This is a genomic window from Pseudomonas sp. MWU12-3103b, from assembly GCF_023100615.1.
In the GTDB taxonomy this organism is placed as follows: domain Bacteria; phylum Pseudomonadota; class Gammaproteobacteria; order Pseudomonadales; family Pseudomonadaceae; genus Aquipseudomonas; species Aquipseudomonas putida_A.
The window spans coordinates 182,806-208,540 of the sequence record NZ_JALMEY010000012.1; the positions used below are offsets into that span (position 1 = coordinate 182,806).

A 25,735-nucleotide genomic window follows, 5' to 3' on the forward strand; every position below is an offset into this window, starting at 1 on the left:
TCTCGAAATGTCTCGTTGACGAAAAGCGCCCCGCCCCGGCATTCCTGTCGGGGCGGGGCTTTTTTGCCCATACCGTGTTTGGCGCTGGTCGCAAACGCCACTCGGTCATGGCTATTTTGGAGATACAAAATGAACGATTTTACTCTGAATGCTGAAGTGCGTTCCGACCTGGGGAAAGGTGCGAGCCGCCGCCTGCGTCGTCTCGCCGCTCTGGTTCCAGCTGTTGTTTACGGTGGCGACAAAGCCCCTGAATCCATCAGCATGCTGGCCAAAGAAGTTGCCAAACTGCTCGAAAACGAAGCGGCTTACAGCCACATCATCGAGCTGAACGTTGGTGGCAAGAAACAAAACGTCGTGATCAAAGCCCTGCAACGTCACCCGGCCAAAGGCCACGTGATGCACGCTGACTTCGTACGCGTTGTAGCTGGCCAGAAACTGACCGCTATCGTTCCTGTGCACTTCATCAACGAAGCTGCTCCAGTGAAGAAAGGCGGCGAAATCTCGCACGTTGTTGCCGAGATCGAAGTTTCCTGCCTGCCAAAAGACCTGCCTGAGTTCATCGAAGTCGACCTGGCTAACGCTGAAATCGGCACCATCGTTCACCTGTCGGACCTCAAAGCTCCTAAAGGTGTCGAGTTCGTTGCTCTGGCACACGGCGATGACAAGGCAGTAGCCAACGTCCACGCTCCACGTGTTGCTCCAGAAGCTACCGAAGAAGGCGCAGCAGAGTAATTTCACTCTGTTCGTCGGAGTGAGTGAAACATCGCGGACTGGAACGTAGCGAGAAAGCGGGCGGGAACGCGGAGTTTACATTCATGGTAAATGAGCAATTTTCGTCCACTTTCGCCGCCTTCACTGATCGCGGCGATGTTAACCACCACTCCAAGGAAGGGCCCCTATCGTGACTGCCATCAAACTGATCGTTGGCCTGGGAAATCCAGGCGCTGAATACGAACAGACCCGGCATAACGCAGGGGCCCTTTTTGTTGAGCGTATCGCCGCCGCGCAAGGTGTGAACCTTGTGGCCGATCGCAAATATTTCGGCCTGACCGGGCGCTACTCGCATCAGGGTCAGGATGTTCGTCTGCTGATTCCCACCACCTACATGAACCGCAGCGGCCAGGCCGTGGCGGCACTCGCCGGTTTCTTCCGCATCAAGCCTGAAGAAATCCTGGTGGCGCATGACGAACTCGACCTGCCTCCGGGCGTCGCCAAGCTCAAGCAGGGCGGCGGCCATGGCGGTCACAACGGGTTGCGCGACATCATTGCGCAACTGGGCAATCAGAATACTTTCTACCGCCTGCGGCTTGGCATCGGCCACCCGGGCGTCGCCAGTATGGTTTCAAATTTCGTCCTGGGTCGTGCGCCACGCGCCGAACAGGAAAAACTCGATGCCAGCATCGACTTTGCCCTCGGCGTGCTGCCGGATATCCTCGCCGGTGAATGGAACCGCGCGATGAAAAACCTGCACAGCCAGAAGGCCTGACTCTAATCCGAGGGGAAACACCATGGGATTCAATTGCGGCATCGTCGGCCTGCCTAACGTCGGCAAGTCCACCCTGTTCAACGCCCTGACCAAATCCGGTATCGCGGCCGAGAACTTCCCCTTCTGCACCATCGAGCCGAACAGCGGCATCGTGCCGATGCCGGATCCGCGCCTGGAAGCCCTGGCGGCCATCGTCAATCCGAAGCGCATCCTGCCGACCACCATGGAATTCGTCGACATTGCTGGCCTGGTGGCCGGCGCCTCGAAAGGTGAAGGTCTGGGCAACAAGTTCCTGGCCAACATCCGCGAAACCGACGCCATCGCTCACGTGGTGCGCTGCTTCGAAGACGACAACGTGATCCACGTGTCCAACAGCGTCGACCCGAAGCGCGACATCGAAATCATCGACCTGGAACTGATCTTCGCCGACCTCGACAGCTGCGAGAAGCAACTGCAGAAAGTCGCGCGCAACGCCAAGGGCGGTGACAAGGACGCCGTGGTTCAGAAAGCTCTGCTTGAGCAACTGATCGCGCACTTCACCGAGGCCAAGCCTGCGCGCAGCCTGATGAAGAACATGAGCGCTGATGAAAAGTCGGTGATCAAGGGCTTCCACCTGCTGACCACCAAACCGGTCATGTACATCGCCAACGTCGCTGAAGACGGTTTCGAGAACAACCCGCACCTGGACGTGGTCAAGGCCATCGCCGAAGAAGAAGGCGCCATGGTGGTTCCGGTGTGCAACAAGATCGAAGCGGAAATCGCCGAGCTCGATGACGGCGAAGAGAAAGACATGTTCCTCGAGGCCTTGGGCCTGGAAGAGCCTGGCCTGAACCGCGTGATCCGCGCCGGCTACGAAATGCTGCACCTGCAGACCTACTTCACCGCCGGTGTCGAAGAAGTCCGCGCCTGGACCGTCCGCGTCGGTGCCACCGCACCACAAGCTGCTGGCGTGATCCACACCGACTTCGAGAAAGGCTTCATCCGCGCCGAAGTCATCGCCTACAACGACTTCATCCAGTACAAGGGCGAAGCCGGTACCAAGGAAGCCGGTAAATGGCGCCTGGAAGGCAAGGACTACATCGTCAAAGACGGCGACGTAATGCACTTCCGTTTCAACGTGTAAGCGACACGCCCAAGAAAAAGCCGCGTTTGATACGCGGCTTTTTTGTGCCTGACAGATTTGTTTGCAACACCACCAATCCCCCTGTGGGAGCGGGCTTGCTCGCGAAGGCGGTGGGTCAGCCACATTAATATCGACTGATACACCGCCTTCGCGAGCAAGCCCGCTCCCACAGTTTGAACTGTGCAGGTCAGGTTTTTTTGGTGCGCGGCAAGAAAATCGCCAGCACGCCAAACAACGGCAAAAAAGAGCACAGGAAATACACGTACTCGATACCGTGCACATCCGCCAGATGCCCCAGCAGCGCCGCACCAATCCCGCCGAAACCAAACATCAAGCCGAAGAACACCCCGGCGATCATCCCGACATTGCCCGGCACCAGTTCCTGCGCGTAAACCACAATCGCCGAGAACGCCGAGGCGAGAACGAAGCCGATCAACACGCTGAGGACAGTGGTCCAGAACAGATCGACGTGAGGCATCAGCAAGGTGAACGGTGCCACGCCGAGAATGGAAAACCAGATCACCGCCTTACGCCCGATCTTGTCGCCAATCGGCCCGCCAAAGAACGTCCCCGCCGCCACCGCGCCGAGAAACAGGAACAGGTGCAGCTGTGAACTGGCCACCGACAGGTCGAATTTCTCGATCAGGTAGAACGTGAAATAGCTGGTGAGGCTGGCCATGTAGAAATACTTGGAAAACACCAACAGACCCAGCACCACCAGCGCACTGATCACCCTGCCCTTCGACAACCCGTGAGTCGCCGCCTGACCGGCCTTGAGCTTGAACAGATTGAGGTGATGGGCGTACCAGCGGCTGATGCGATACAGCACGAACAGTGCAAACACTGCGAACAGACCGAACCACGCCACGTTGCCCTGACCGAACGGAATGATGATCGCCGCCGCCAGCAACGGGCCGAACGCAGAACCGGCGTTACCACCGACCTGGAAGGTCGACTGCGCCAGACCGAAGCGCCCGCCCGAGGCCAGCCGCGCGATCCGCGAAGCCTCGGGGTGGAAAGTCGAGGAGCCGATACCGATCAGCGCCGCCGCCAACAGAATCAATGGAAAACTGCCGACCACTGACATCATCACGATGCCAATCAGCGTGCAAACCGAACCCGCCGGCAACAGCCACGGTTTCGGATGGCGATCAGTGTGATAACCGACCCACGGCTGCAACAGCGAAGCGGTCAACTGGAAGGTCAGCGTGATCAGGCCGACCTGGGTGAAGCTCAAGCCATAGTTGGCTTTGAGCATCGGATAAATCGACGGCAGCACCGACTGAATCAGGTCGTTGATCAAATGCGCCAGCGCCACCGCGCCGATGATACGCATCACCAACGGGCTGCTTTGCGGAGGAGCGGACGCCGAGGCAGCGGCGGTCTGAACGTTGCTGATAGCCATGAAAGTTTCCGTACAGCAGATGGGTGCACGCAGGCAGGTGCGTCAATGTGCCATTTTTCGGTGCGCCAGCGCCATCCCCTTAGCCAGCTAACTAACTGACTGACCGTCGCACGCGAAGTGATAGCTCAACGCCATGGTCTGAATCTTGCCTTGCTTCTCTCCTCGAACGCAGCCGCCTTACAAAGGCAGCCGAGAATGGGAAGTTTCGCTACAGAGCCGGCCTACAGAGCGGGCGAGAGTGAACTTTCGAGGCCTTTTAGCAGGGCACGACATCCAGGTCGCACGACCGCGATGCACGCCATTGGTGCGTGGTGTCCAGAGGAGTCATGAGGCATGCAGGCTTTCCTTTCACCGGGGATCAAATTGCTGGGGCGGTTTGGCTTCGCACGTAAATTCCAGCTGTTGTTTCTGCTGTTCATTCTGCCGTTGGCCGGCAGCCTGTTGATGATCGGCCAGGACTATCGCGACAAGCTCAACCTGATTTCCGGCGAACGCGCCGGCGTGCGGCAGTTGCTCAGCCTCGATGCGCTGGACAACCTGCTCGCCGCCCAGCGTGACCGCGCCGCCCGTTGGCGCGCCACCGAAACCAATCGCCAGCCAACCCCGGCCACCCTCGCTGCCATGGCGGCGTTTGACGCGGTGCAACCAGCCGTCCAGCAAGCCACCAGTGATTTGGGCAACGCGCTGAAAAATGAAGGTGCCGAAGGCGAAACCCTCGCCCGCTATCAAGCCCTGCAAACCGCGCTCGGTGGTCTGGATTCGAAAAGCCTGAGCGGCGTCGGTTGGTGGCCGGATGGTTACGACCGTTTCACCAATGCTCTCAGCGCCCTGCAAGCCTTGCGCGAGCAAATCGTCATGGACAACCGCCTGACGCTGGCGCCATGGCTGGAAACCTATCTGCTGACGCAGATCTCCACGCAGCACGCACCGGATCTGATCGAGCGCGTGGGTCGCCTCGCCGCCGTCGGCCAAGCTTCGGTGGTCTCGGGACAATTCACCCTGCAAAGCCGCTTGCAGCTACGCGACCTGCGCGGCCGCATCGGCGACGCCCGCGAGCAGCTTGTCAAAACGGCAGGCCTGCTCGAAGCGCGCCTGCCGAGCGATCTGCAAACCTGGGCCGGTCAATACCACGACAGCCTCAAGCGTCTGGACGCTGGGCTGAAGGTGCTGGATGACGGCGTGTTCGGTGGCAGCATTACCCTCAAGCCTGAAGACTTCGAACGCAGCCTCGATGCTCTGCTGGGTGATCTCGCCTCGTTGCGCCAGCAATCGCTGCTGTCGCTGGATCAGCGCCTGGACGCTTACCACGCCTCGGCGATTCGCCAGTTCATCGTGGTCGCCGCCGTGTTCGGTTGCCTGTTGCTGGCGGCGCTGTACCTGTTCGTCTGTTTGCAGGCTTCGATCCGCCGCAGCGCCAGCGGCATTACTCTGCTGGCCGAGGCCCTGCGTGACGGCAATCTCAGCCTGCAAGTGCCGGTGGTGGGCCGCGATGAGCTGGCGGCGATCAGCACCGCGCTCAACGTCGCGGTGGTGCAACTGCGCGCGAGCATGCTCGGGGTCGATCACGAAACCTCGCAACTGAGCCACGCGGTGCGCAGCCTCAACGATCATTCCAGCGGCGCGCTGAGCGAAGTCGAAGCGCAGCAGTTGCAGATAAGCCAGATCGCCGCCGCTGCCACGCAACTGGCCGCCACTTCGCAAGGTGTGGCGCAGAGTTGCGAACAGGCTTCCGGCAGCGCCCAGCACACCCGGCGCATCGCCGCCGACAGCAGCCGCGACAGCCAGCGCACCACGGCGAGCATTCAGCAGCTCAATCAACGCCTCAACGAAACCGCAGCGGCACTCGGTCGAGTCAGCGAACAGGGGCAACAGATTCAACTGGTGGTCGACACCATTCGTGGCGTCGCCGAGCAGACCAACCTGCTGGCGCTCAACGCTGCGATCGAGGCGGCACGCGCCGGCGAACAAGGGCGCGGATTTGCCGTGGTCGCCGATGAAGTGCGCAGCCTGTCGCAGCGCACCCAGTCATCGACCGCGCAGATTGCCGGCACCGTCGACAGCTTGCGCGCCACGGTCAACGAAGCGGTGAGTCTGATGGAGGCCGCGTGCGGCCAGGCACAATCGGATGCTGAAGCCGTGACCGGTCTTGGTGAACGTCTTGGTGAAATCGCCAGCGCGGTGCAAAGTGTCACTGACACCTTGGCGCAGATCGCCACCGCCGTTGAGGAACAGGCGAGCACCGCCGATGAAGTCAGCGGCAATATCCAGCAGGTCGATCAGGCGGCGATGCGTTTGCTTGAAGGTGCGCGGGCGGTGAACCTCGCAGCGGACACGCTGAGCCAAGGCAGCCATGCGTTGAGCGCCAATACCGCGAGATTCCAGCTGCGTTGACGCCCTGCCCAGCCCCGATTTCCGGGGTCGGAGGATAAGCGGTTGAAAATAAGAAGAAATATTTTAAATTTACGCTTGACGCTTTTCCATTTCAGGGGAATAATGCGCGCCACTTGGCTACATAGCTCAGTTGGTTAGAGCATAGCATTCATAATGCTGGGGTCCGGGGTTCAAGTCCCTGTGTAGCCACCAAGTACTAAAAACGGCTTACCGAAAGGTAGGCCGTTTTTTTATGCCTCGAGAAAACCGCCCTCTGTGGTGAGGAGATAAATCCCTCACCACAATGCCAATCCTGACCTGTTCAGGTCTGCTCTGCCGACAGGGCCATCAGCCCCTTCGCCCAGATCTGCCGAGTACGCAACCCGACCATCGCCCGCCAGTCCGGATCGGCCGGATAGAACTGCTCCAGCAGTTTCAACTTGATCGCCCGCCCCGTCGCATCCAGCGGATCGCCATGCAGATGGAGCCAATGGTCATCGCGCAAATGCCGATGCACGTCTGGCCCCGGATACGTTCCGCACTCGATCACGAATGGCATCAGTTGCACGCCCGGCAACGCATTGAGCAATGCCTGTGAGGTGTACCCGGTAGCCGTCGCGGCGACACCGGTTTCGCTCAACGTTTCGGCGCCGGTGTGCAAGGTGTACAACCATGGGCCGTAGATCGACTGTGCTTGCGCCAACGCCGGGTAAGGCGCCTGGGTGATGGTCAGCAACATCGGATGACCGTATTCGCCGGCGCCGGTGTGCAGGTCGAAACACATCACGGTTTGCGCGCCTGCCAGATGCGCGTCGATGATCTGATGCAACGTGCGATTCGACCAACTCGGCGCGCGGCCGCCATAGAACAGTCCATCGGGATGGCTATGCTGACCGCCCTCGACAATCGACATCACCGCCGGCCAGCCGTGTTCGGTAATTTGCCCGTCGAGCAAGGCGTCGGCGCGCTTACGCTCGGGGCCGTGCAAATCGGTGCAGGCGTAGATCTCGTGCAGCGTGGCGTAGGCGCGGTTGTCCGGTAGCGGGGCGGTGAAATCCAGGTGATTGCGGTTGAGGTCGATATTGTCTTCGTTGACCCGCCGCAGCCACGCCGTACCCCAGGGGTTGATCAGGTGAATCATCACTACCGCGACATCCTTGGGCAGCGAGCCCGGCACGAAAGTCTTCAGCCAGTCGATCTGGCAATCCGAACCGTAATAGCCCTCGACTCCGTGAGTGCCGCTGAGCGCCACCAGTCGGCGCTTTGCCTGCGGGTCTCCGAGCACCGCGACATCGGTGCTCAGTGGTTCGCCAAACGGTCCGCAACGCGGATGGGCGTAGGAGGTGAGCATGGCTCCGGCAGCTTGGGCGGCGGTCAAAAACTGTTCGCGTTGATCACGGTAACTGGATTCGGTGGGAAACTCGCTGTGCATATCGGCCTCTTGTGATTTTTATGGCTTGACCTGTGTAGGAGTGAGCCTGCTCGCGATAGCGGTGGGTCAGTCAGAAATGATGTTGAATGTGATGACGCTATCGCGAGCAGGCTCACTCCTACAAGGGATCGTATGCGTCCGATCAATTGCGGTTGACCCTAGCGAATATCCGCCCGGAAAAGAAAGACAAAAATGCCCACCGGTTTGCGTCGCGACCGAGCGGTCGATAAAGTCCGTCAGACCTTTCACCCCACGGACGGAGAGCCCCACGTGTTTCCAGCCCTGCCCCTGAGCCGCTTTCGCCTGCCTGCCCTGACACTGATCATCAGCGCCCTGACCCTCGCCGCGTGCAACGCCCCGCCCTCCTCGACCTTGCCGCTGGCGCCGGAGGCCGCTTCCGGTTACCGCACCGATCTGCAGACTCGCCACGCCAGTAAACACATGGCCGCTGCCGCCAATCCGCTGGCCGCCGAGGCCGGTCGCGAGATGTTGCGCAAGGGTGGTTCGGCCATCGACGCGGCGATTGCCATGCAAGCAGTGCTGACTCTGGTAGAACCGCAATCCTCCGGGATCGGTGGCGGCGCGATGATTGTGTTGTGGGACGGCAAACAGGTGCGCACCTACGACGGACGCGAAACCGCCCCGGCGGGTGCCACCGAGAAGCTGTTCCTGCAGGCCGACGGCAAACCGATGCCGTTCCCGCAGGCGCAGATCGGCGGGCGCTCGGTGGGTACTCCGGGCGTGCTGCGTGCGCTGGAAATGGCACACAAACAACACGGTCGCCTGCCATGGGCCACGCTGTTCGAGCCGGCGATCAAACTCGCCGAGCAGGGCTTTGCGATTTCACCGCGCCTGCATTCGCTGCTGGAATCCGACCCGGTGATCCGTAAATCGCCGGACATGGCCGCCTACTTCCTCAACCGCGACGGCAGCGTCAAAGCCGTCGGCACCCGTCTGCAAAACCCGGCATTGGCCGCCGTGCTCAAGCGCATCGCCAGCGAAGGTCCGGACGCACTGTACAAAGGTCCGATCGCCGAAGAGATCGTCGCCAAGGTGCAGGGCCACGCCAATCCCGGCAGCCTGTCACTGAATGATCTTCAGCGCTATCAGGCCAAGGAGCGCGCGCCGCTGTGCACCGACTACAAGCGCTGGCAGGTCTGCGGCATGCCGCCGCCGTCGTCGGGCGGGATCGCCGTGGCGCAGATTCTCGGCACCTTGCAGGCGCTGGAAAGCCGCGACCCGCGCCTGTCGCTGACGCCCCTCAAACCCGTGAAAACCAACAAACCGGCCGGTATCGAACCCGATCCCCAAGCCGTGCACCTGATCGCCGAAGCCGAACGCCTGGCCTACGCCGACCGTGCGCAATACGTCGCCGACACCGATTTCGTTCCGGTACCGGTCAAAGGCCTGGTCGACCCGGGTTATCTGGCCAGCCGCGCCAGCCTGATCGGCGAGCGTAGCATGGGCAGCGCCCAACCGGGCACCCCGCCGGGCGTGCAAGTGGCCTACGCCCCGGATCGCTCGCCGCTGCGCATCTCCACCTCGCAAGTCGTTGCCGTGGATGATCTGGGCGGCGCGGTGTCGATGACCACCACCATCGAAGCGGCGTTCGGCTCGCACCTGATGGTGCAGGGCTTTTTGCTGAACAACCAGATGACCGACTTCTCGTTCATCCCCGAAGAGAACGGGCAGAAAGTCGCCAACCGCGTCGAACCCGGCAAACGCCCACGCTCGTCGATGGCGCCGACGCTGATCTTCGACCGCAACAGCGGCGAATTCCTCGCCAGCGTCGGCTCGCCGGGCGGTTCGCAGATCATCGAATACGTGGCCAAGACCACCGTCGGCCTGCTCGACTGGAACCTCGACCCGCAAAGCGCCATCAGCCTGCCCAACTTCGGCAGCCGCAACGGCCCGACCGAACTGGAACAGGGCCAGTTCAGCCCGGCGCTGATTCAGGCGCTGAAGGACAAGGGACATGTTGTGAATGAAATCGACATGACCAGCGGCACGCAGGCGATCGTGCGGGTCAAGGATGCGCAAGGGAAAGCCTCGCTGGAAGGTGGCGCAGATCCACGGCGTGAAGGGGAAGCGTTGGGGGATTGAGGCGACGCAGGAAAAAGAAAAGGCTTACCGCGAGGTAAGCCTTTTTTATGCAACGGGTTTAACGCGCAATATCACCCGGCTCAGCGATTAGCCACCAGATGCGCTCCAAACAGCAGATAACAACCACCGGCCAAGCGATCCAGCCATTGCCGCGACCGTTCGTAAACGCTCGCGATCCGGCGGCTGGCGAAGAACAGCGCGACGCTGCAATACCAGCTGAACGACAGCGTGGCCATGGTCAGCACGGCCAGCGTCAGCAGTAGCGGCGGGACGTGGGCCGGCATCGCGGTGGCGAAGATGGTGGCGACGAACAGTGCCGACTTGGGGTTGGTCATGTTGCCCAGAAAGCCCCGCCCGTAGGCGCCCAGCAGGGTCTGTTGCGACTCATCCAGCGTACCGGCGGCAATCGGCGCTTTGCGTTTGAACTGCTTGAGGCCGAGATAGATCAGGTAGCAGCCACCGGCGATCTTGAAGCTCAGGTACAGGGTAGGCGCCGCGCTGAACAAGGTCTGAATACCCAAGCCGCCGGCAAGGCCCCACAGCACGGTTCCGCTGGCGACGCCGAGCGCCGCTACTACACCATGACGGCGCGAGCGGCTGACCGCCAATTGGGCGATGTTGAAAAAGTTCGGGCCGGGGGTGACCACCGCGACCGTCCACAACAGCGCCAGCGACAGCAACGGGGCGAGATAGCTGGAAAGCGAAAGGTCCATGGGGCGAGCGCCTGATTGGTTCGACAATGCCCCACACCTTGCTACATCCGGCGCTGGTTTTCCATCAGGTTCAGATCACAGCGGCAGGGTTTTACCGTCCACCGCATCGCCAATCGTCAGGAAATGCCCGCCGGCCACGTGGTGCAGCGTGCGCAAGCCATCATGCCCGTCGAAATGCCAGCGCCCGTCGCTGAACACCCGCTCATCGGCCTGGGCGGCGATGACTTCGGCGAGGAACAGGTCGTACTGCTCGTGATTGTGCGGCTCCGGCAGCAAGCGGCATTCGAGCCAGGCCACGCAGCCTTCGAGCAGAGGCGCCTCGACGGTTTCACCAGCGAAGGTTTGCAGGCCATAAGCCTGAAATTTGTCCTGCCCCTGATTCTGCTGGATCTCCAGACCCGAGGTATTGCCGACGGTTTGCACGATGTCAGCCTGATTGACGCACGGCACGTTGAGCACAAAAGTGCCGGACGCTTCGAGCAACTGGCGGGTCCAGGTGGACTTGTCGAGGACGACCGCAACTTTCGGCGGTTCGAAATCCAGCGGCATCGCCCACGCGGCGGCCATGATGTTGCGCTGGCCGTCATGGGCAGCGCTGACCAGCACGGTCGGCCCGTGATTGAGCAGACGATAGGCTTTGTTCAAGGGCACCGGGCGGCGGTGGGAAGCACTCATGGGGATCTGCTCCGGGGAAAAAGGAACAGATTGTAGCGCCAGACCACAGAAAGAAGGCGGATGAAAAACCTGTGGGAGCGAGCTTGCTCGCGAAGGCGATAGGTCAGTTACATCAATGTTGAATGACATACCGCATTCGCGAGCAAGCTCGCTCCCACATGGGATCAATGGAGATTAGTTAGAGAGTTGATTGGCAAACTGGCCGACCGCATCCACCACTTTCTGCGCGCCGTCCTGGATCTCGACGATCACCGTGCCCGCTTCCGCCGCCAGTGCCAGGCCCTGTTCAGCCTGAAGCTTGCCATCGGTCATCAGCGCCACAGCATTGCGCGCCATCTCCTGATTCTGTCGCACCACGGTGACGATCTCTTCGGTCGCCTGACTGGTGCGCGAGGCCAGTTGCCGCACTTCGTCGGCAACCACCGCAAAGCCCCGGCCCTGTTCCCCAGCGCGAGCCGCCTCGATGGCGGCGTTGAGCGCCAGCAGGTTGGTCTGTTCGGCAATGCCGCTGATGGTTTTGACGATGGTACCGATCACCTGCGACTGCTCGTTCAGTGCCTCGATGCCCTCACCAGCCGCCTGCATGTGGCGCGACAGATCACGCATCACATTCACCGCCTCGGTGACCACCGTAGTGCCACGTTGAGCGGTGCTGTCGGTTTGCTGCGAAGTGCTGTAGGCAATGCTCGCCGCGTCGGCAACCGCTTGTTCGCGGTTGACCTGATCGGTGATCACCGTGGCGAACTTCACCACTTTGTACAGTTTGTTGTTGGCATCGACCACCGGGTTGTAGGACGCCTCCAGCCACACCGTACGACCATGGCTGTCAACGCGCTTGAAGCGGTTGGCGACAAACTCGCCGTTGTTCAGGCGACGCCAGAAATTCTGGTACTCGGCGCTGTTGTATTCCTCGGGAGTGCAGAACATCCGGTGATGTTTGCCTTTGATCTGCGCCAGGCTGTAACCCATGCCCTGCAGAAAGCGCTCGTTGGCATTGAGCACGTTGCCATTGAGATCGAACTCGATCACCGCCGTCGAACGCACCAGCGCACCGATCAGGTTTTCGTGTTCGCGAGAGGCTTCGATGGTGCGGGTCAGGTCGCTGGAGAAAATCGAGAAATGCTTGATCCGCCCGTCCGAAGAGCGCACCGGCTGCACGATGGAGCGCAGCCACGCTTCTTCGCCGTTACCACGCAACAAGCGCACGGCTCCGGCGAAATGCTCGCCACGGGTGAGTGCGGCCTTGAAACGATGATGAAAGTCATCGGCCTTCACGTGCGCCGGAACGATGTCTTCAATGGCGCGCCCCACCAGATCCTGGCTCTTGTAGAGCATCTCGCCGAGGAAGTTCTGATTGACCGACTGAATCCGGCCATCAGGCTCCAGGGTCAGCACCAGCATCTCGCTTTCCAGGCTTTCCTTCACTTGCAGCAGGCTGGAGAGTTCTTCACGAAGCGTAGCCAGCTCTTGCTTGAGGCGTTTGTTGAACATGGGAAAGTACCGATAGGCAGGGTAGAAAGCGGGATGCAGCTTAACCATCGGCCTTGGAAAACTTTTCTGAAGAGCGTTCGAGACCGGTCAGTCAAAAATAATCCCGCCGGGCTTTTACTCCTATCGATCACTCCACTGAGCCGTTACAAAAGCCGCCGCTCTGGCCCGGCCACTTCAGGTATCCTCAGGGAAAATTGCAACAACATGTTGCAGGTATCCGCCCGATAAGGAGTGCCGTTTTGGATTTATCGACCGCTGCCTGGATGGTGCATGACACCCGCCTGATTCTTTGCTGTCTGGTGGCGATTGCCACCATCATCGTCCTGATCAGTGCCACTAAACTCCCGCCCTTTCTCTCGATCCTGATCGGCACTTTCATTGCCGGTGTCGGCGCCGGTCTGCCGCCGGAAGACGTAGCCAAGGCGTTCAGCAAAGGCGCCGGGGCGATTCTCGGAGAAGCGGGGATCATCATTGCCCTGGGTTCGATGCTTGGCGCACTGATGGCCGAGTCCGGCGCTGCCGACCGTATCGCCTCGACGCTGCTCGGGCTGGGCAAAGGCAAGTCCCTGCCGTGGGTCATGGCGTTGGTGGCGATGGTGATCGGCCTGCCGCTGTTCTTCGAAGTGGGGCTGGTGATGATGGTGCCGATCATCTTCGTCATGGCCCGCCGCTCGGGTCAGCCATTGTTGAAAATCGCCATTCCGGCGCTGGCCGGGATGACCACCCTGCATGCCCTGATGCCGCCGCATCCCGGGCCGCTGATCGCGGTCAGTGCGTTGCATGCCGACCTTGGGCTGACCATGTTGCTGGGTTTCAGCATCGCGATTCCGGCCGTGATTCTGGCGGGGCCGCTGTACGGCAACTGGCTGTCGAAACGCATGCACGTCGATGAGCCGGCAGAGCTCGGCGCACTGTTCAGCGCCTCGCCGAAAGCGCCGCGTCAGCCGAGCTTCGGCCTGTCGCTGCTGATCATTCTGTTGCCGGTGCTGCTGATGCTCGGCAGCACCCTGGCCAAAGTCGCGATGCCCCCCGAAAGCAGCGTCGCCCTGACCCTGAAGTTCCTCGGCGAACCGTTGGTGGCGCTGGGCATTGCGGTGATGGCGGCGGTGATCTGCCTCGGTTGGGCCAACGGCATGCCGCGCGAACAGGTCGGCGGCACGCTGCGCAAAAGCCTGGCGCCGATTGCCGTGTTGCTGCTGACCATCGGTGCCGGCGGCGGTTTGAAGCAGACCTTGCTGGATGCCGGCGTCAGCCAGACCATCAGCAAAGTCGCCGAGGGTGCGCACATGCCCTACCTGCTGCTGGCCTGGCTGATTGCCGTGGCATTGCGTCAGGCCACCGGCTCGGCGACAGTCGCGACCACGACGACGGCGGGGATTCTGGCGCCGATGATGGCGGGGCTCGCCGCGACGCAAAGCTCACTGGTGGCGCTGGCGATTGGCGCCGGCTCCGTGTTCTTCTGCCACGTGAATGACGCCGGCTTCTGGATGGTCCGCGAGTACTTTGGCTTGCAACTCAAACAGACGATCTGGGTCTGGTCGATTCTGCAAACCATTGTCTCGGTGGTGGGACTGGTGGGGACGTTATTGTGGTGGCACTGGTTGACCTGACACTCGTCAGGAACAGGGCGCCACGGCTTGGCGCCCGACACTGCTCATGCGCGAACCGAAATACGCCGCGCTGACAATGCCAACCGCACCCATCACCGCACAGAACATCACGCAGATCCACGGGCTCCACGGCATCAGACCGATCAGCAACAGCGGTGTGATGCTCGCCCACGCGGCGTAGGCAATGTTGTAGGTGAAGGAGATGCCCGACACGCGAATCCGCGCCGGAAACAACCCGACCATCACCGATGGCACCGCGCCGACCACACCGCAGCCCAGGCCGGCGACGGCATACGCCAGCCCGACCCAATTGCCGCCCATGATCAGACAGCTATAAAGCACACCAATGCCCAACGGCAGCAGCAGGCTATAAAGCATGACCGTGCGCCAGGCACCGATGCGATCGACCAGCAATCCGGCAATCACACAACCGATGTTGAGAAAGACGATGCCCAACGCGCTCAGGGCGAAGGTGTGGCTGGCGGTCATGCCGAAGGTTTTCTGCATCATGGTCGGGGTGATGACCACGAACACCACCACCGCCGACGTCAGCACACAGGTCAGCAGCATCGCCGGCAACATCGCCAGACGATGTTCGCGCAGCACCGTGCGCAGCGGCAGTTCGACCCGCGCTTCACGCTGGGCTTCCATGGCCATGAACACCGGGGTTTCGCTCAACCAGCGGCGCAGGTAGACACCGATCACGCCGAACACACCACCGAGCAGGAACGGATACCGCCAGGCGTAATCAAGGATTTCCGCCGGGGTGAACACTTGTGCAAGGAAAGTCGCGGTCAGCGCGCCAATCAAGTAACCAAAGGTCAACCCGGCCTGCAAAAAGCCCAGCGCGTAACCGCGATGCCCGGCAGGCGCGTGCTCGGCGACGAACACCCAGGCGCTCGGCACTTCGCCGCCGACCGCCGCGCCTTGCAGGATGCGCAGCGCCAGCAACAGCAGCGGCGCGAAATAGCCGATCTGGGCATAAGTCGGCATGATCCCGATCAGCAGACACGGCAGCGCCATCATCAGGATGCTCAGGCTGAAGACCTTTTTTCGGCCCAGGCGATCGGCGAAATGCGCCATCAGAATTCCGCCCAGCGGGCGCGCCAGATAACCGGTGACGAAGATCCCGAAGCTTTGCAGCAGACGCAGCCACTCGGGCATTTCCGGCGGGAAGAACAACTGGCTGAGGGTCAGGGCGAAGAACACGAAAATGATGAAATCGTAGATCTCCAGCGCCCCGCCGAGGGCCGCAAGACCGAGGGTCTTGTAGTCGGAGCGGCTGAACGGCGCCGGTCGGGCTGTGGATTGGGCAGTCATGGCAAAGAACTCTGGCAGGCAAAAAACCAAGGCGCCCATGGTCTACGCAAATCCACCTGGGGACAACCCGTTAGACCATAGTCCCGGTTTCGCAAAACCAGCTCACAAAACAGCCAGGCTTGATTTACTGTTTAGACCAGTCTCCAGCCGCACCTGGTGAAAACCTGTGGGAGCGGGCTTGCTCGCGAATGCGCTGTGTCAGCCAAATCAGCGTCGACTGACACACCGCATTCGCGAGCAAGCCCGCTCCCACCCAAAGCACTCAGCGTGCTGCAGACCCACAATAACCATAAAAATCCGAGGTACTCCCTGTGGCCGTTGATATCGAAGATAGCCGCTCCGCGCGCTTTGCCTTGCGCTGTTCAAGCTTTGCCGAACGCTGGTTCCCCGACTCCTGGGTGTTCGCCGCACTGGCGGTGATCATTGTCGCGCTGGCCACTTTGGCCATGGGCGCCAAACCCACCGATGCCGCGATGGCGTTCGGTGACGGGTTCTGGAGCCTGATCCCGTTCACCATGCAAATGGCTTTCGTGGTGATTGGCGGCTACGTCGTCGCCAGTTCACCGCCAGCGGTCAAACTGATCGACAAACTGGCGCGCATCCCGAAAAACGGCCGCTCTGCCGTGGCCTGGGTCGCGCTGATCTCGATGGTCGCCTCGCTGCTGAACTGGGGCCTGTCGCTGGTGTTCGGCGGTTTGCTGGTGCGCGCCCTCGCCCGTCGCACCGATCTGAAAATGGATTACCGCGCGGCCGGTGCGGCGGCGTATCTGGGCTTGGGCGCGGTCTGGGCGCTGGGCCTGTCCTCATCGGCGGCGCAGTTGCAGGCCAACCCGGCCAGCCTGCCGCCGGCGATCCTGTCGATCACCGGGGTGATTCCGTTCACCCAAACCATCTTCCTCTGGCAGTCCGGCGCCATGCTGCTGGCGCTGATCGTGATTTCGATCATCGTCGCCTACGCCACCGCGCCCGGCCCGAACTCTGCGCGCGACGCCAAGGATTGTGGCATCGACCCGGCGTTCAACCTGCCACCGCTGCAACCGCGCACCCGGCCCGGCGAATGGCTGGAGCACAGTCCGCTGCTGATCATTCTGCTGGTGTTGCTGGCGGCCGGCTGGCTGTTCCACGAGTTTTCGAGCAAACCGGCGATCACCGCGATTTCCGGGCTCAACACCTATAACTTCCTGTTCATCATGCTCGGCGCCCTGCTGCACTGGCGCCCGCGCAGCTTCCTCGATGCGGTGGCCCGGGCGGTGCCGACCACCACTGGCGTGCTGATCCAGTTCCCGCTGTACGGCTCGATCGCCGCGCTGCTGACCACGGTCAAAGGTGCCGATGCGCAGACGCTGGCGCATCACATCTCAACGTTCTTCGTCAGCATCGCGTCCCACGACACCTACGCGTTGCTGATGGGCGTGTACTCGGCGATTCTCGGTTTCTTCATCCCGTCCGGCGGCGGCAAGTGGATCATCGAAGCGCCATACGTGATGCAAGTCGCCAACGATCTGCAATACCACCTCGGCTGGGCGGTACAGATCTACAACGCCGCCGAGGCCCTGCCGAACCTGATCAACCCGTTCTACATGCTGCCGCTGCTGGGTGTGCTCGGGTTGAAGGCGCGGGATCTGATTGGCTTCTCGTTCGTGCAATTGCTGGTGCACACGCCGCTGGTGCTGTTCTTGCTGTGGGCGCTGGGGACGACGTTGGCGTATACGCCGCCGGTTATTCCTTGAATCAGTGCGGGGCGAGGTCAATCGGTCGACGCCCCGCCTTCCCTTCCTGACAGCGCCGTGTCGACGCCGACATGGCTTTCTGTCGCAAATAATGGCTCAGCGCCATCATCGTCCTTTACCGCATCACAGCCTCGGTAATATCCTTGCGCGCCGAAAATATGTTTCATTTTTTTGCCAAGCGCCAAGGGAGTTGTTGCAATGATCGTAGGGATTGACCTGGGAACCACCAACAGCCTCGTCGCCGTCTGGCGTGGCGAATCCTCCGAATTGGTGCCCAATGCCCTCGGTCAGTTCCTGACACCGAGCGTGGTGGGGCTGGATGATCAGGGCCGGATTCTGGTCGGCCAGGCTGCGCGCGAGCGTCTGCACACCCATCCGCGCCTGACGGCGTCGCTGTTCAAGCGTCACATGGGCAGCGCCACGGAAGTCTATCTGGCCGACAAGGCGTTTCGTCCGGAAGAGCTGTCCGCGCTGGTGCTCAAAAGTCTGAAAGAAGACGTCGAACGGGCTTATGGCGAAACCGTCACTGAAGCGGTGATCAGCGTCCCGGCCTACTTCAGCGACGCCCAGCGCAAAGCCACGCGGATCGCCGGCGAGCTGGCCGGGCTGAAAGTCGAGAAGCTGATCAACGAACCGACTGCCGCCGCCCTCGCTTATGGGCTGCACCAACGCGACAAGGAAACCTCGTTCCTGGTGTTCGACCTCGGGGGCGGCACGTTCGACGTGTCGATTCTGGAGTTGTTCGAAGGGGTCATGGAGGTCCGCGCCAGCGCCGGCGACAACTTCCTCGGTGGTGAAGACTTCGACAGCGTGCTGCTGGAACACTTTATCGACCAGCACCGCTCGGTCGCCGACTTTCCTGACCGCAACAGCGTCATCCAGCCCCTGCGCCGCGAGGCTGAGCGTGTGCGCAAGGCCCTGGGTCAGGACAGCAGCGCCGAGTTCCGGCTGCAACTGGGTGACCGCCACTGGACCCACACCATCACCCAGCAAGAATTGGCGACGCTTTACATGCCACTGCTCGAGCGCCTGCGCGCGCCGATCGAACGGGCTCTGCGCGACGCACGCATCCGGGTCAGCGACCTTGATGAGATTCTGCTGGTCGGCGGTACTACCCGGATGCCGCTGGTGCGCAAACTTGCCGCCGGGTTGTTCGGCCGCTTTCCGTCGATCACCCTCGATCCGGATCAGGTGGTGGCGCAAGGCGCAGCCATTCAGGCAGCACTCAAGGCCCGCTCGGCCGCACTTGAAGAAGTGGTGCTGACCGACGTCTGCTCCTACACGCTGGGCATCGAAACTTCGACTCAGATTGGCCGCAATTATGAGGCCGGTCACTACCTGCCCATCATCGAGCGCAACAGCATCGTCCCGGTCAGCCGGGTCAAGACCGTGTACACCTTGCAGGACAATCAGGAGCAGGTGGTCGTGCGGATCTTCCAGGGCGAAAGCCGTCTGGTCAAAGACAACGTCGCGCTTGGCGAACTGGCGATCAAGGTGCCGAAACGCAAGGCCGGCGAAGTGTCCCTCGATGTGCGTTTCACCTATGACAACAACGGCCTGCTGGAGGCCCAGGTGAATATTCCGCTGACCGGGCAACAACATTCGCTGGTCATCGAAAACAACCCCGGCGTGCTCACGCCTGAAGAGATTCAGCAACGCTTGCAGAACCTCGCTCAGCTCAAGATTCACCCGCGCGAGCAACAGGTCAACACGCTGCTCAGTGCCCGTCTCGAACGGCTCTACCAGGAAAGCCTGGGCGACCTGCGCGATCAGATTGGCCATTGGGCCAAGCAATTCCAGATCGCGCTCGACTCGCAGGACGAGCGCCAGATTCGTGAAGTGCGCACCGAGCTGAGCAGGCACCTGAGCGAACTTGATCGCACGCCGTGGCAATAAGGGAGCGCTGACATGGATTGCTGGTCCTTCCTGCATTTGCCCGATGACGCTGACGTCCGCGATATCAAGCGCAGCTATGCACGCCTGCTGAAAACCTTCAGGCCCGATGAAGATCCCGAAGGCTTCCAGCGCTTGCGCGAAGCCTACGAACGCGCGCTGGCGATTGCCCAATGGCGCCTGGAAAACGCCGAACAGGAAGACGAGCAGGACGCCGACGTCGCTGTCGCCACGGCGTCCAGCGCCTTTGCTGCGCTGGCGCTCGATAATGCCCTGGCCAACAGCTCCAGCCAGGCGAAAAACCAAGTGTGGGATTTCGCCGCTCTGGAGGTTTCGCCCGTCAGTCCGGCAGCCCCGGAGCCGTTTGTGCCGCCATCGAAGGACGACGCCCTGCGTGTCGAGCCGCTGGCGGCGGACGCGGGCGCCGACGCGCAGAGTCTTGAAGCGCAGGCCGCATGGCGATTGCTTGAAGATCTGTCGCCAGACAACCTCGGCGAGCGCTGGGAGCAGGCGCAACAACAAGGCTGCGCCAAGGCATTCGAAAGGCTGTTGCTGCAATTATGTTTTGAGCATCCACAACTGCGCGGCCCGGTACTGCACTGGGCCGTCGAGCAGTTGGGATGGTTGGGCCCCTGGCAAGAAGTGCTGATGAATGATCGCCAGCGCGACATGCTCGCCGAGAGCCTGATGTCCGACTATCGAAACGCCTTGCAGGCGCTGCTCGAAAGCCAGAGCGAGCGCGAATTCCTCAACTTGCTCAAACACTACAGCGGCCAGCCGTGGCTCCAGGTATTCGATCGCCGCGAGCAATGGCAACAAAATCTGCTGCATCTGCTTAACGACCATGAGTGGAGCGTGCCGCTGTTCGACCGTATCGGCCAATTGTTCGGCTGGGATCACACCAAAGGTCTGCACCCGCAACCGGACTGGCTCTGGGAGAGGTTGATCGAACGCTGCAATCAGGAAAGTTTCTACGACAACCTGCGGGCCAAGGCTGAAAGCGATCGTACGTGGGCAGCGGATGTGCAGGCAGCGCATCTGTTGATCAACCCGCTCAAACCGATGCAGCAGAAGAAGATCATCGACGGCTTTGGTCAGAATGAATGGCAGGCCTGCCACGATCTGTCGGAAAAGCTCAAATGGCGCTTCCCGGAGCTGCTCGCGCGATTGCCCTACGCCGACGTTTTTTACTGGCGGCGGTTTTTGCCACGGCCCATCGCCGACGAGACCTGGGTGCGGGTCTGGACGGCCATTGCCTTGGCGCTGTTCCTGTTCTATCTGGCTTCGCCACAAAAAGATGCGGCAACCCTGGCCTTCATTCCGCTGGGGTTAGCGTGTGTGCCGGTGTGGTTTTTTCGTTTTGCGCTGAGTTGGTGGGTGGTGCTGACGTCTCACGTGATCGTTGCGGATCTTTGGCTCACAGAAGGGCTGATTCCGCGCCGATGGAACCCTGACACCCGCTGGCTGGTAATACGCCACGGGCTACCGCAGGTGGTCATGGTGCTGCTGTTTTCGCTGCTGCTCGGGCCACTGGGCGCGCTCACTTACGTGGGCGTGATCCTGATCGGACTGGTGCACAAACGACGAATCGGCTCACTCGACCCGCAGCTGAGCAATAACCACCCCTGGCTGACCGCGCTGCACTGGGCGCACTTCAGTCCGCTGCAACTGCTGTTTCTGGTAGTGATGACCGCGATAACGGCGGCCAGCAGGCTCGGCTATTCCTTGCACTCGCTGATGCCCGGCTAGAACAGCAGCGAGCTTGCGTTGCGCCGGTTGTAATCGAGTGAATCGTTGTGGGAGCCGACCTGGTCGCTCCCACATTTGTTTTGCTGCACCTGAAAGTGTCACCCAACTGTCACATTGCCTTGCTAGCGTCCGCCCGAAACAAACTGAAACAATTAAGCAGAACGGGCTGACAGATGAAAGACGAGACAGACGGCACTGACGCACCTGAATCCGACAACCCCACCGACACCAGTCGCCGCCGCTTTCTCGGCGGTGTCGCCGTCCTCGGCGTGGGCGCGACCCTGGCCGGCTGCGGCAACGCCAGCGATCAACCGGGTAAACCAGTCGAGCGCCCGCTGACCCCGACCGAGCTGGACAAGGCCCTGCGCGATCAGGTGAAAACCGTGGTGGTGATCTACGCCGAGAACCGTAGCTTCAACAACCTGTTCGGTGATTTCCCCGGTGTCGAAAAGCCGCTGTCGGCGCTCAAGCCTGCCGATTACCAGCAACGTGACCGCGACGGCAGCCTGCTGCAGACGCTGCCGCCCGTCTGGGGTGGCGTGCTGCAGATCGGCCCGCAAACGCTTGATGGCGTGACCTACCCCAGCGCCACGCAGTTTCAGGAAAACCTGCCCAACGCGCCTTTCGCCCTCAAGGGCCCGAATGCCGAAGACTTGCCGTTCGGTCTGGTGACCCGCGATTTGTGGCACGTGTTCTATCAGAACCAGATGCAGATCAATGGCGGCAAGAACGACGGCTTCGTCGCCTGGGCCGACTCCGGTGGTTTGACCATGGGGCACTACGCCCAGAGCCGCTACTCGCTACGCTTGTGGGATGTGGCGCAGGAATTCGTGCTGTGCGACAACTTCTTCCAGGGTGCCTTCGGCGGCTCGTTCCTCAACCACCAATACCTGATCAGCGCCACCGCGCCGTTCTATCCGGACGCGGCCAATTCGGTGGCCAAATCCCAGATCGCCGCCCTGCAAAGCGATGATCCGACTGACCCGCGCCTCAAGCCACTGGAACAGTCACCCGCCAGCGCCATGACCGGTCCGCCGCAGTTCGGCCCAAGTGCACTGACCCCGGACGGCTTCGGCGTCAACACCCTCGCCCCGCCGTACTGGCCGACGTGGATTCGCGATCCGGAGCGTCCAGCGTACTCCAAGCCGGATCTGCCCAATGTGATGGTGCCGCAGACCCACGAGCACATCGGCGACAAACTGTCGAAGAAGAATGTCGACTGGGCCTGGTACGCCGGCGCCTGGCAGGCGACGCTGGAGCAGTACAAGGACTCGGGCGGGATTCCGAAGATCCCCAACTTCCAGTACCACCACCAGCCGTTCAACTACTTCAAGCAGCAAGGCCCGGAAAACCCGCAAGAGCGCAACAAACGCCTGCGCGATGCCGGCCTGGGCGATGAATCAAGCACCAACAAGTTCTTCGCCGATGCCGAGGCCGGCAAGCTGCCGGCAGTAACTTTCTACAAACCGCAGGGCAACCTGAACATGCACGCCGGTTATGCCGACGTGGCTTCAGGCGACCGGCACATCGTCCGCGCCCTGAAGGTGCTGCGCGAAAGTCCGCAGTGGAAAAACATGGTGGTGGTCGTGACGGTCGATGAAAACGGCGGCTGGTGGGATCATGTGGCGCCACCCAAGGGCGATCGCTGGGGCCCGGGGTCGCGGGTGCCGGCGCTGGTGGTGTCGCCATTCGCCCGCAAAGGCACGGTGGATCACACGGTTTACGACACGGCGTCGATCCTGCGCCTGATCACCCGAGTGTTCCAACTGGAAACCCTCGACGGCCTCAAGCAGCGCGATGAGGCAATGATCGCCCGTGGCCAGAAACCGATGGGCGATCTGACCAACGCCCTGCATTTTCAGGCCTGAAAACCCCGTCCTGCGGGCTGACGCAAAAATCCGTGAATGACCGCTTCTCTGTGCAACACGGCTGATCCAATATGAAGCGCCCCGAACCCGGGGAACCCACGCTGAAAAGGATCTGAGCATGTTCAAACTCGCAGGATTTACCCCCGCAGTGCTTACCCTCGCCGCGCTCACCCTGAGCGCGGCTGCCCACGCCGATGTCGACCTGAAGCTGGGCAGCACCGAGCGCGTCACCCGCCTCTTCGCCTACCCCAACAATTGCAGCGTGATCTGTTATCGCAACTGGTCCCTGGAGCAGACCGTCGCCCATTACCTGAGCCAGAGCGTGCAGCGCGATGGTTACAGCAATGCCAAGGTGTTGGTGAAGAACGATAACGGGCAGATTTACGCCGAGATCAGCGGCGTGCCCAAAGGTTACGACAAGCCGCTGTCGGCGCTGCTCGATGCCGGTGATCTGGCCTATAACGGCGCCAGCAAGCTCAATGCCGATGGCAAATGGGCGTACAGCTGGTATCTGTTCCTGCCGCTGGGCATGGCCCTGGAAAACCGCAAGAGCGTCGAACTGCTGCACTTCCCGCCGGACTATTCGCTGACTCAGGCGCAGGACTACCTGCGTTCGAACACCACCGACCGCTGGGCCACGCTGCTGACCGTCAACGGCATCCCGGCCGAGCAGACGCCGGCCTATCAAACCATCATCGACATCGCGCCAATCGCCGCGCCGTCCAACGCCGGTAGTGATCTGGAGGGCGTCTACGACTACTTCAAGGATTACCAGACCACGCTGGTCAAGCAGTTCAGCCAGACCAGCGCCGGCACCACTCTGCCGATGATCGCGTTCGGGGCACCGGTGCGTAACTGGATCAAGCAGCAATACGGCCCGACCGTGGCCGTATTGGGTCTGGCGACCATCAGCCCGAGCGCGGGGGTGAACGTGCCGGTGCTGGGATCGAACCATCCGAGCTACATCTGGTACGCCGCCGACCCGGCCAGCTATGACGGCGATGAGGCCAAGGCCGATGCCGCCGGTTTGAAGGTCATGGGTCAGGACTTGAGCGCCGCTTGCTGGCAAGCCGGGATGGGCAGTAAACCGGGCACCGATGCGAAAGCCCTGCTCAACAGCTGCACGCAGACCTGGCAAGTGACGCAAAAGGGCAAGACCTGCGAACTGTTCTACACCTCGATCCGCAACCTGACCCCGGCACAGGCCGCCGCCAAGTGCTCGACCACGCCAATCAAGGCCCAGTTGCAACAGCTTCAGGGCGAATTGCCGGCCACCGCCGTTCCTGCACCACACCTCTGATCCGCTGAAAAAGCTTCCCGTGTCAGTCAATGCTGACGCGGGGAGCAGCCAATCACGCCTGTCAGATCTGACAGTAGACAGTTTGAGGGATACACCGGAATATTGGATCCAAACATGTTGCAGCGCTGACAGGACGTCAGACCAGGGAAGTCGCAGCATTTGCCGACAGGGACCGTTATGAATAATCAGGCCCATCAACACAACATTCCACGCGACGCACCCGGCATCTACCCGTTTGCCGGATTGCCGGTGCGTCTGGGTTTCCCCTCGACTCAGGATTTCCAAATCGTTCAGGACAGTCACGGTCACGCGGCAGTGGTGGCGCGCCGGGCGTTCTTGCGCATCACCCGGATGTGTCGGGTATCCGGGCAACTGTTGCCCTATCGCTGCCGACAGACGCGCCAGTTACTGGCCGGCATCCACCTCTACGATCCGCGCTTTTGCGGGTTGCTCGAACACGCCTGCGATCCGAATGTGTTTCTGGACATGAGTGAGCTGTGGCTGTGGGCACTTCGCGACATTCAGCCGGGTGAACGCCTGACCATCGACTTCGCCGCCACCGAAGACCGCTTGTTGCAGCAGTTCGCCTGCACCTGTGGCTCGCCGCGCTGTCGTGGGTGGATCACCGGCTACGATGAGCCACCCAGTATCGAGGGCCAGCACTTTTTGCAGCACTGGCGGCATCCACACTGATCGGGATTACAACGCCCCGACCGGACGCAGACGATATTGCGGCGGCAGTTGCTCGAAACCGCTGATGGTGGTGTTCAGGCTTTTCCAGCGACCGTCCTTGATGCCGTAGATGCAGCCGTGAATCGACAGGCTCTGGCCGCGGTGCCAGGCGTTCTGGATGATGCTGGTGTGGGCGACGTTGGCCACTTGCTGAACGACGTTGAGCTCGCACAGCCGGTCGACCTGCTCTTCCTCGGTCGGCAGCTTGGCCAGTTCTTCACGTTTTTCGTAGTACAGGTCGCGGATCGAGCGCAGCCAGCCATCGATCAGACCGAACTGGCGATCCTGCATCGAGGCGCGCACACCGCCGCAGCCATAGTGGCCGGTCACGAGGATGTGTTTGACCTTGAGCACATCAACCGCGTACTGGATCACCGACAGGCAATTGAGGTCAGTGTGCAGCACCACGTTGGCGACGTTGCGGTGTACGAACAGATCGCCCGGCAGCATGCCGACGATCTCGTTGGCCGGCACCCGCGCGTCGGAGCAGCCGATCCACAGATATTCCGGGGTCTGCTGGCGCGCCAGCTTGGCGAAGAAATCCGGGTCTTCCTTGGTGATCGCGTCAGCCCAACGCTCGTTGTTATCAATCAGGTCTTGTAAATCGTGCATGGTTAAGGCCTCAAGAAAGATGCGCTGGTATGACAGACGACCGCCCGTCGGGGTCACGCAAGAACCGCAGGTGTTTTTCTTTGGAATTCTCGGGTGCCCGGTGAGTCCACTCAGTAAGGCCCA

19 protein-coding genes and 1 tRNA gene are annotated in these 25,735 nt (G+C 61.3%); 13 read left to right on the plus strand and 7 right to left on the minus strand.

Features of this window, described 5'->3' with window-relative positions:
• Positions 1-129: 129 nt before the first annotated feature.
• From M0808_RS19360 to ychF, 3 genes are all read left to right on the plus strand, one after another.
• Positions 130-732 (plus strand): 50S ribosomal protein L25/general stress protein Ctc, encoded by a 603-nt coding sequence (locus M0808_RS19360; protein ID WP_007967646.1) that lies wholly within the window; start codon positions 130-132, stop codon positions 730-732.
• 169 nt (positions 733-901) lie between these two features.
• Positions 902-1,486, plus strand: a complete 585-nt coding sequence (gene pth / locus M0808_RS19365; RefSeq protein WP_003228164.1) for an aminoacyl-tRNA hydrolase — start codon at positions 902-904, stop codon at positions 1,484-1,486.
• A 22-nt stretch (positions 1,487-1,508) separates the two neighbouring features.
• Positions 1,509-2,609 (plus strand): redox-regulated ATPase YchF, encoded by a 1,101-nt coding sequence (gene ychF, locus M0808_RS19370; protein ID WP_047599160.1) that lies wholly within the window; start codon positions 1,509-1,511, stop codon positions 2,607-2,609.
• A 187-nt stretch (positions 2,610-2,796) separates the two neighbouring features.
• Here ychF and M0808_RS19375 read toward each other — a convergent pair whose 3' ends face one another.
• Positions 2,797-4,014, minus strand: a complete 1,218-nt coding sequence (locus M0808_RS19375) for an MFS transporter (RefSeq protein WP_247842156.1) — start codon at positions 4,012-4,014, stop codon at positions 2,797-2,799.
• Positions 4,015-4,347: 333 nt separating this feature from the next.
• Here M0808_RS19375 and M0808_RS19380 point away from each other — a divergent pair, with 333 nt between their 5' ends.
• Entirely contained in the window at positions 4,348-6,405 is a 2,058-nt protein-coding gene (locus M0808_RS19380; protein WP_247842157.1) for a methyl-accepting chemotaxis protein, read from the plus strand.
• 115 nt (positions 6,406-6,520) lie between these two features.
• Positions 6,521-6,597: transfer RNA gene (locus tag M0808_RS19385), tRNA-Met, on the plus strand.
• A 109-nt stretch (positions 6,598-6,706) separates the two neighbouring features.
• On the opposite strand, the gene M0808_RS19390 is transcribed toward M0808_RS19385, so the two are convergent.
• Entirely contained in the window at positions 6,707-7,816 is a 1,110-nt protein-coding gene (locus M0808_RS19390; RefSeq protein ID WP_247842158.1) for a DUF2817 domain-containing protein, read from the minus strand.
• Between the two features lie 270 nt (positions 7,817-8,086).
• Between M0808_RS19390 and ggt the strand changes: the two genes are divergently transcribed.
• Positions 8,087-9,919: a gamma-glutamyltransferase gene (gene ggt, locus M0808_RS19395; RefSeq protein ID WP_247842159.1), complete on the plus strand. Its 1,833-nt coding sequence runs from the start codon at positions 8,087-8,089 to the stop codon at positions 9,917-9,919.
• Positions 9,920-9,999: 80 nt separating this feature from the next.
• Here ggt and M0808_RS19400 read toward each other — a convergent pair whose 3' ends face one another.
• The 3 genes from M0808_RS19400 to M0808_RS19410 all read right to left on the minus strand — a co-directional run bounded on the left by M0808_RS19400 (position 10,000) and on the right by M0808_RS19410 (position 12,798).
• On the minus strand, positions 10,000-10,632 hold the full coding sequence (locus M0808_RS19400) for a LysE family transporter (RefSeq protein WP_150368466.1): 633 nt from the start codon (positions 10,630-10,632) through the stop codon (positions 10,000-10,002).
• Positions 10,633-10,707: 75 nt separating this feature from the next.
• On the minus strand, positions 10,708-11,307 hold the full coding sequence (locus M0808_RS19405) for a flavin reductase family protein (protein ID WP_247842160.1): 600 nt from the start codon (positions 11,305-11,307) through the stop codon (positions 10,708-10,710).
• A 174-nt stretch (positions 11,308-11,481) separates the two neighbouring features.
• Positions 11,482-12,798: a PAS domain-containing methyl-accepting chemotaxis protein gene (locus tag M0808_RS19410; protein WP_027612245.1), complete on the minus strand. Its 1,317-nt coding sequence runs from the start codon at positions 12,796-12,798 to the stop codon at positions 11,482-11,484.
• A 239-nt stretch (positions 12,799-13,037) separates the two neighbouring features.
• Here M0808_RS19410 and M0808_RS19415 point away from each other — a divergent pair, with 239 nt between their 5' ends.
• Complete coding sequence (locus M0808_RS19415) at positions 13,038-14,408, plus strand: gluconate:H+ symporter (protein WP_247842161.1); 1,371 nt, start codon at positions 13,038-13,040, stop codon at positions 14,406-14,408.
• Positions 14,409-14,414: 6 nt separating this feature from the next.
• Here M0808_RS19415 and M0808_RS19420 read toward each other — a convergent pair whose 3' ends face one another.
• On the minus strand, positions 14,415-15,728 hold the full coding sequence (locus M0808_RS19420) for an MFS transporter (protein ID WP_098968455.1): 1,314 nt from the start codon (positions 15,726-15,728) through the stop codon (positions 14,415-14,417).
• A 311-nt stretch (positions 15,729-16,039) separates the two neighbouring features.
• Here M0808_RS19420 and M0808_RS19425 point away from each other — a divergent pair, with 311 nt between their 5' ends.
• The 6 genes from M0808_RS19425 to M0808_RS19450 all read left to right on the plus strand — a co-directional run bounded on the left by M0808_RS19425 (position 16,040) and on the right by M0808_RS19450 (position 24,961).
• Complete coding sequence (locus tag M0808_RS19425; RefSeq protein WP_247842162.1) at positions 16,040-17,458, plus strand: TIGR00366 family protein; 1,419 nt, start codon at positions 16,040-16,042, stop codon at positions 17,456-17,458.
• A gap of 198 nt (positions 17,459-17,656) precedes the next feature.
• Entirely contained in the window at positions 17,657-19,354 is a 1,698-nt protein-coding gene (locus M0808_RS19430; protein ID WP_003228190.1) for a molecular chaperone HscC, read from the plus strand.
• A gap of 12 nt (positions 19,355-19,366) precedes the next feature.
• Complete coding sequence (locus tag M0808_RS19435; protein ID WP_247842163.1) at positions 19,367-21,100, plus strand: J domain-containing protein; 1,734 nt, start codon at positions 19,367-19,369, stop codon at positions 21,098-21,100.
• A gap of 173 nt (positions 21,101-21,273) precedes the next feature.
• Positions 21,274-22,968 carry an acid phosphatase gene (gene acpA / locus M0808_RS19440; RefSeq protein ID WP_247842164.1) on the plus strand — a complete coding sequence of 565 codons (1,695 nt, stop codon included), beginning with the start codon at positions 21,274-21,276 and terminating at the stop codon, positions 22,966-22,968.
• A gap of 118 nt (positions 22,969-23,086) precedes the next feature.
• Positions 23,087-24,268: a hypothetical protein gene (locus M0808_RS19445; protein WP_247842165.1), complete on the plus strand. Its 1,182-nt coding sequence runs from the start codon at positions 23,087-23,089 to the stop codon at positions 24,266-24,268.
• A gap of 177 nt (positions 24,269-24,445) precedes the next feature.
• Positions 24,446-24,961, plus strand: a complete 516-nt coding sequence (locus M0808_RS19450; protein ID WP_247842166.1) for an SET domain-containing protein-lysine N-methyltransferase — start codon at positions 24,446-24,448, stop codon at positions 24,959-24,961.
• A 6-nt stretch (positions 24,962-24,967) separates the two neighbouring features.
• On the opposite strand, the gene can is transcribed toward M0808_RS19450, so the two are convergent.
• Positions 24,968-25,612: a carbonate dehydratase gene (gene can, locus M0808_RS19455; protein WP_003228196.1), complete on the minus strand. Its 645-nt coding sequence runs from the start codon at positions 25,610-25,612 to the stop codon at positions 24,968-24,970.
• Positions 25,613-25,735 lie beyond the last annotated feature (123 nt).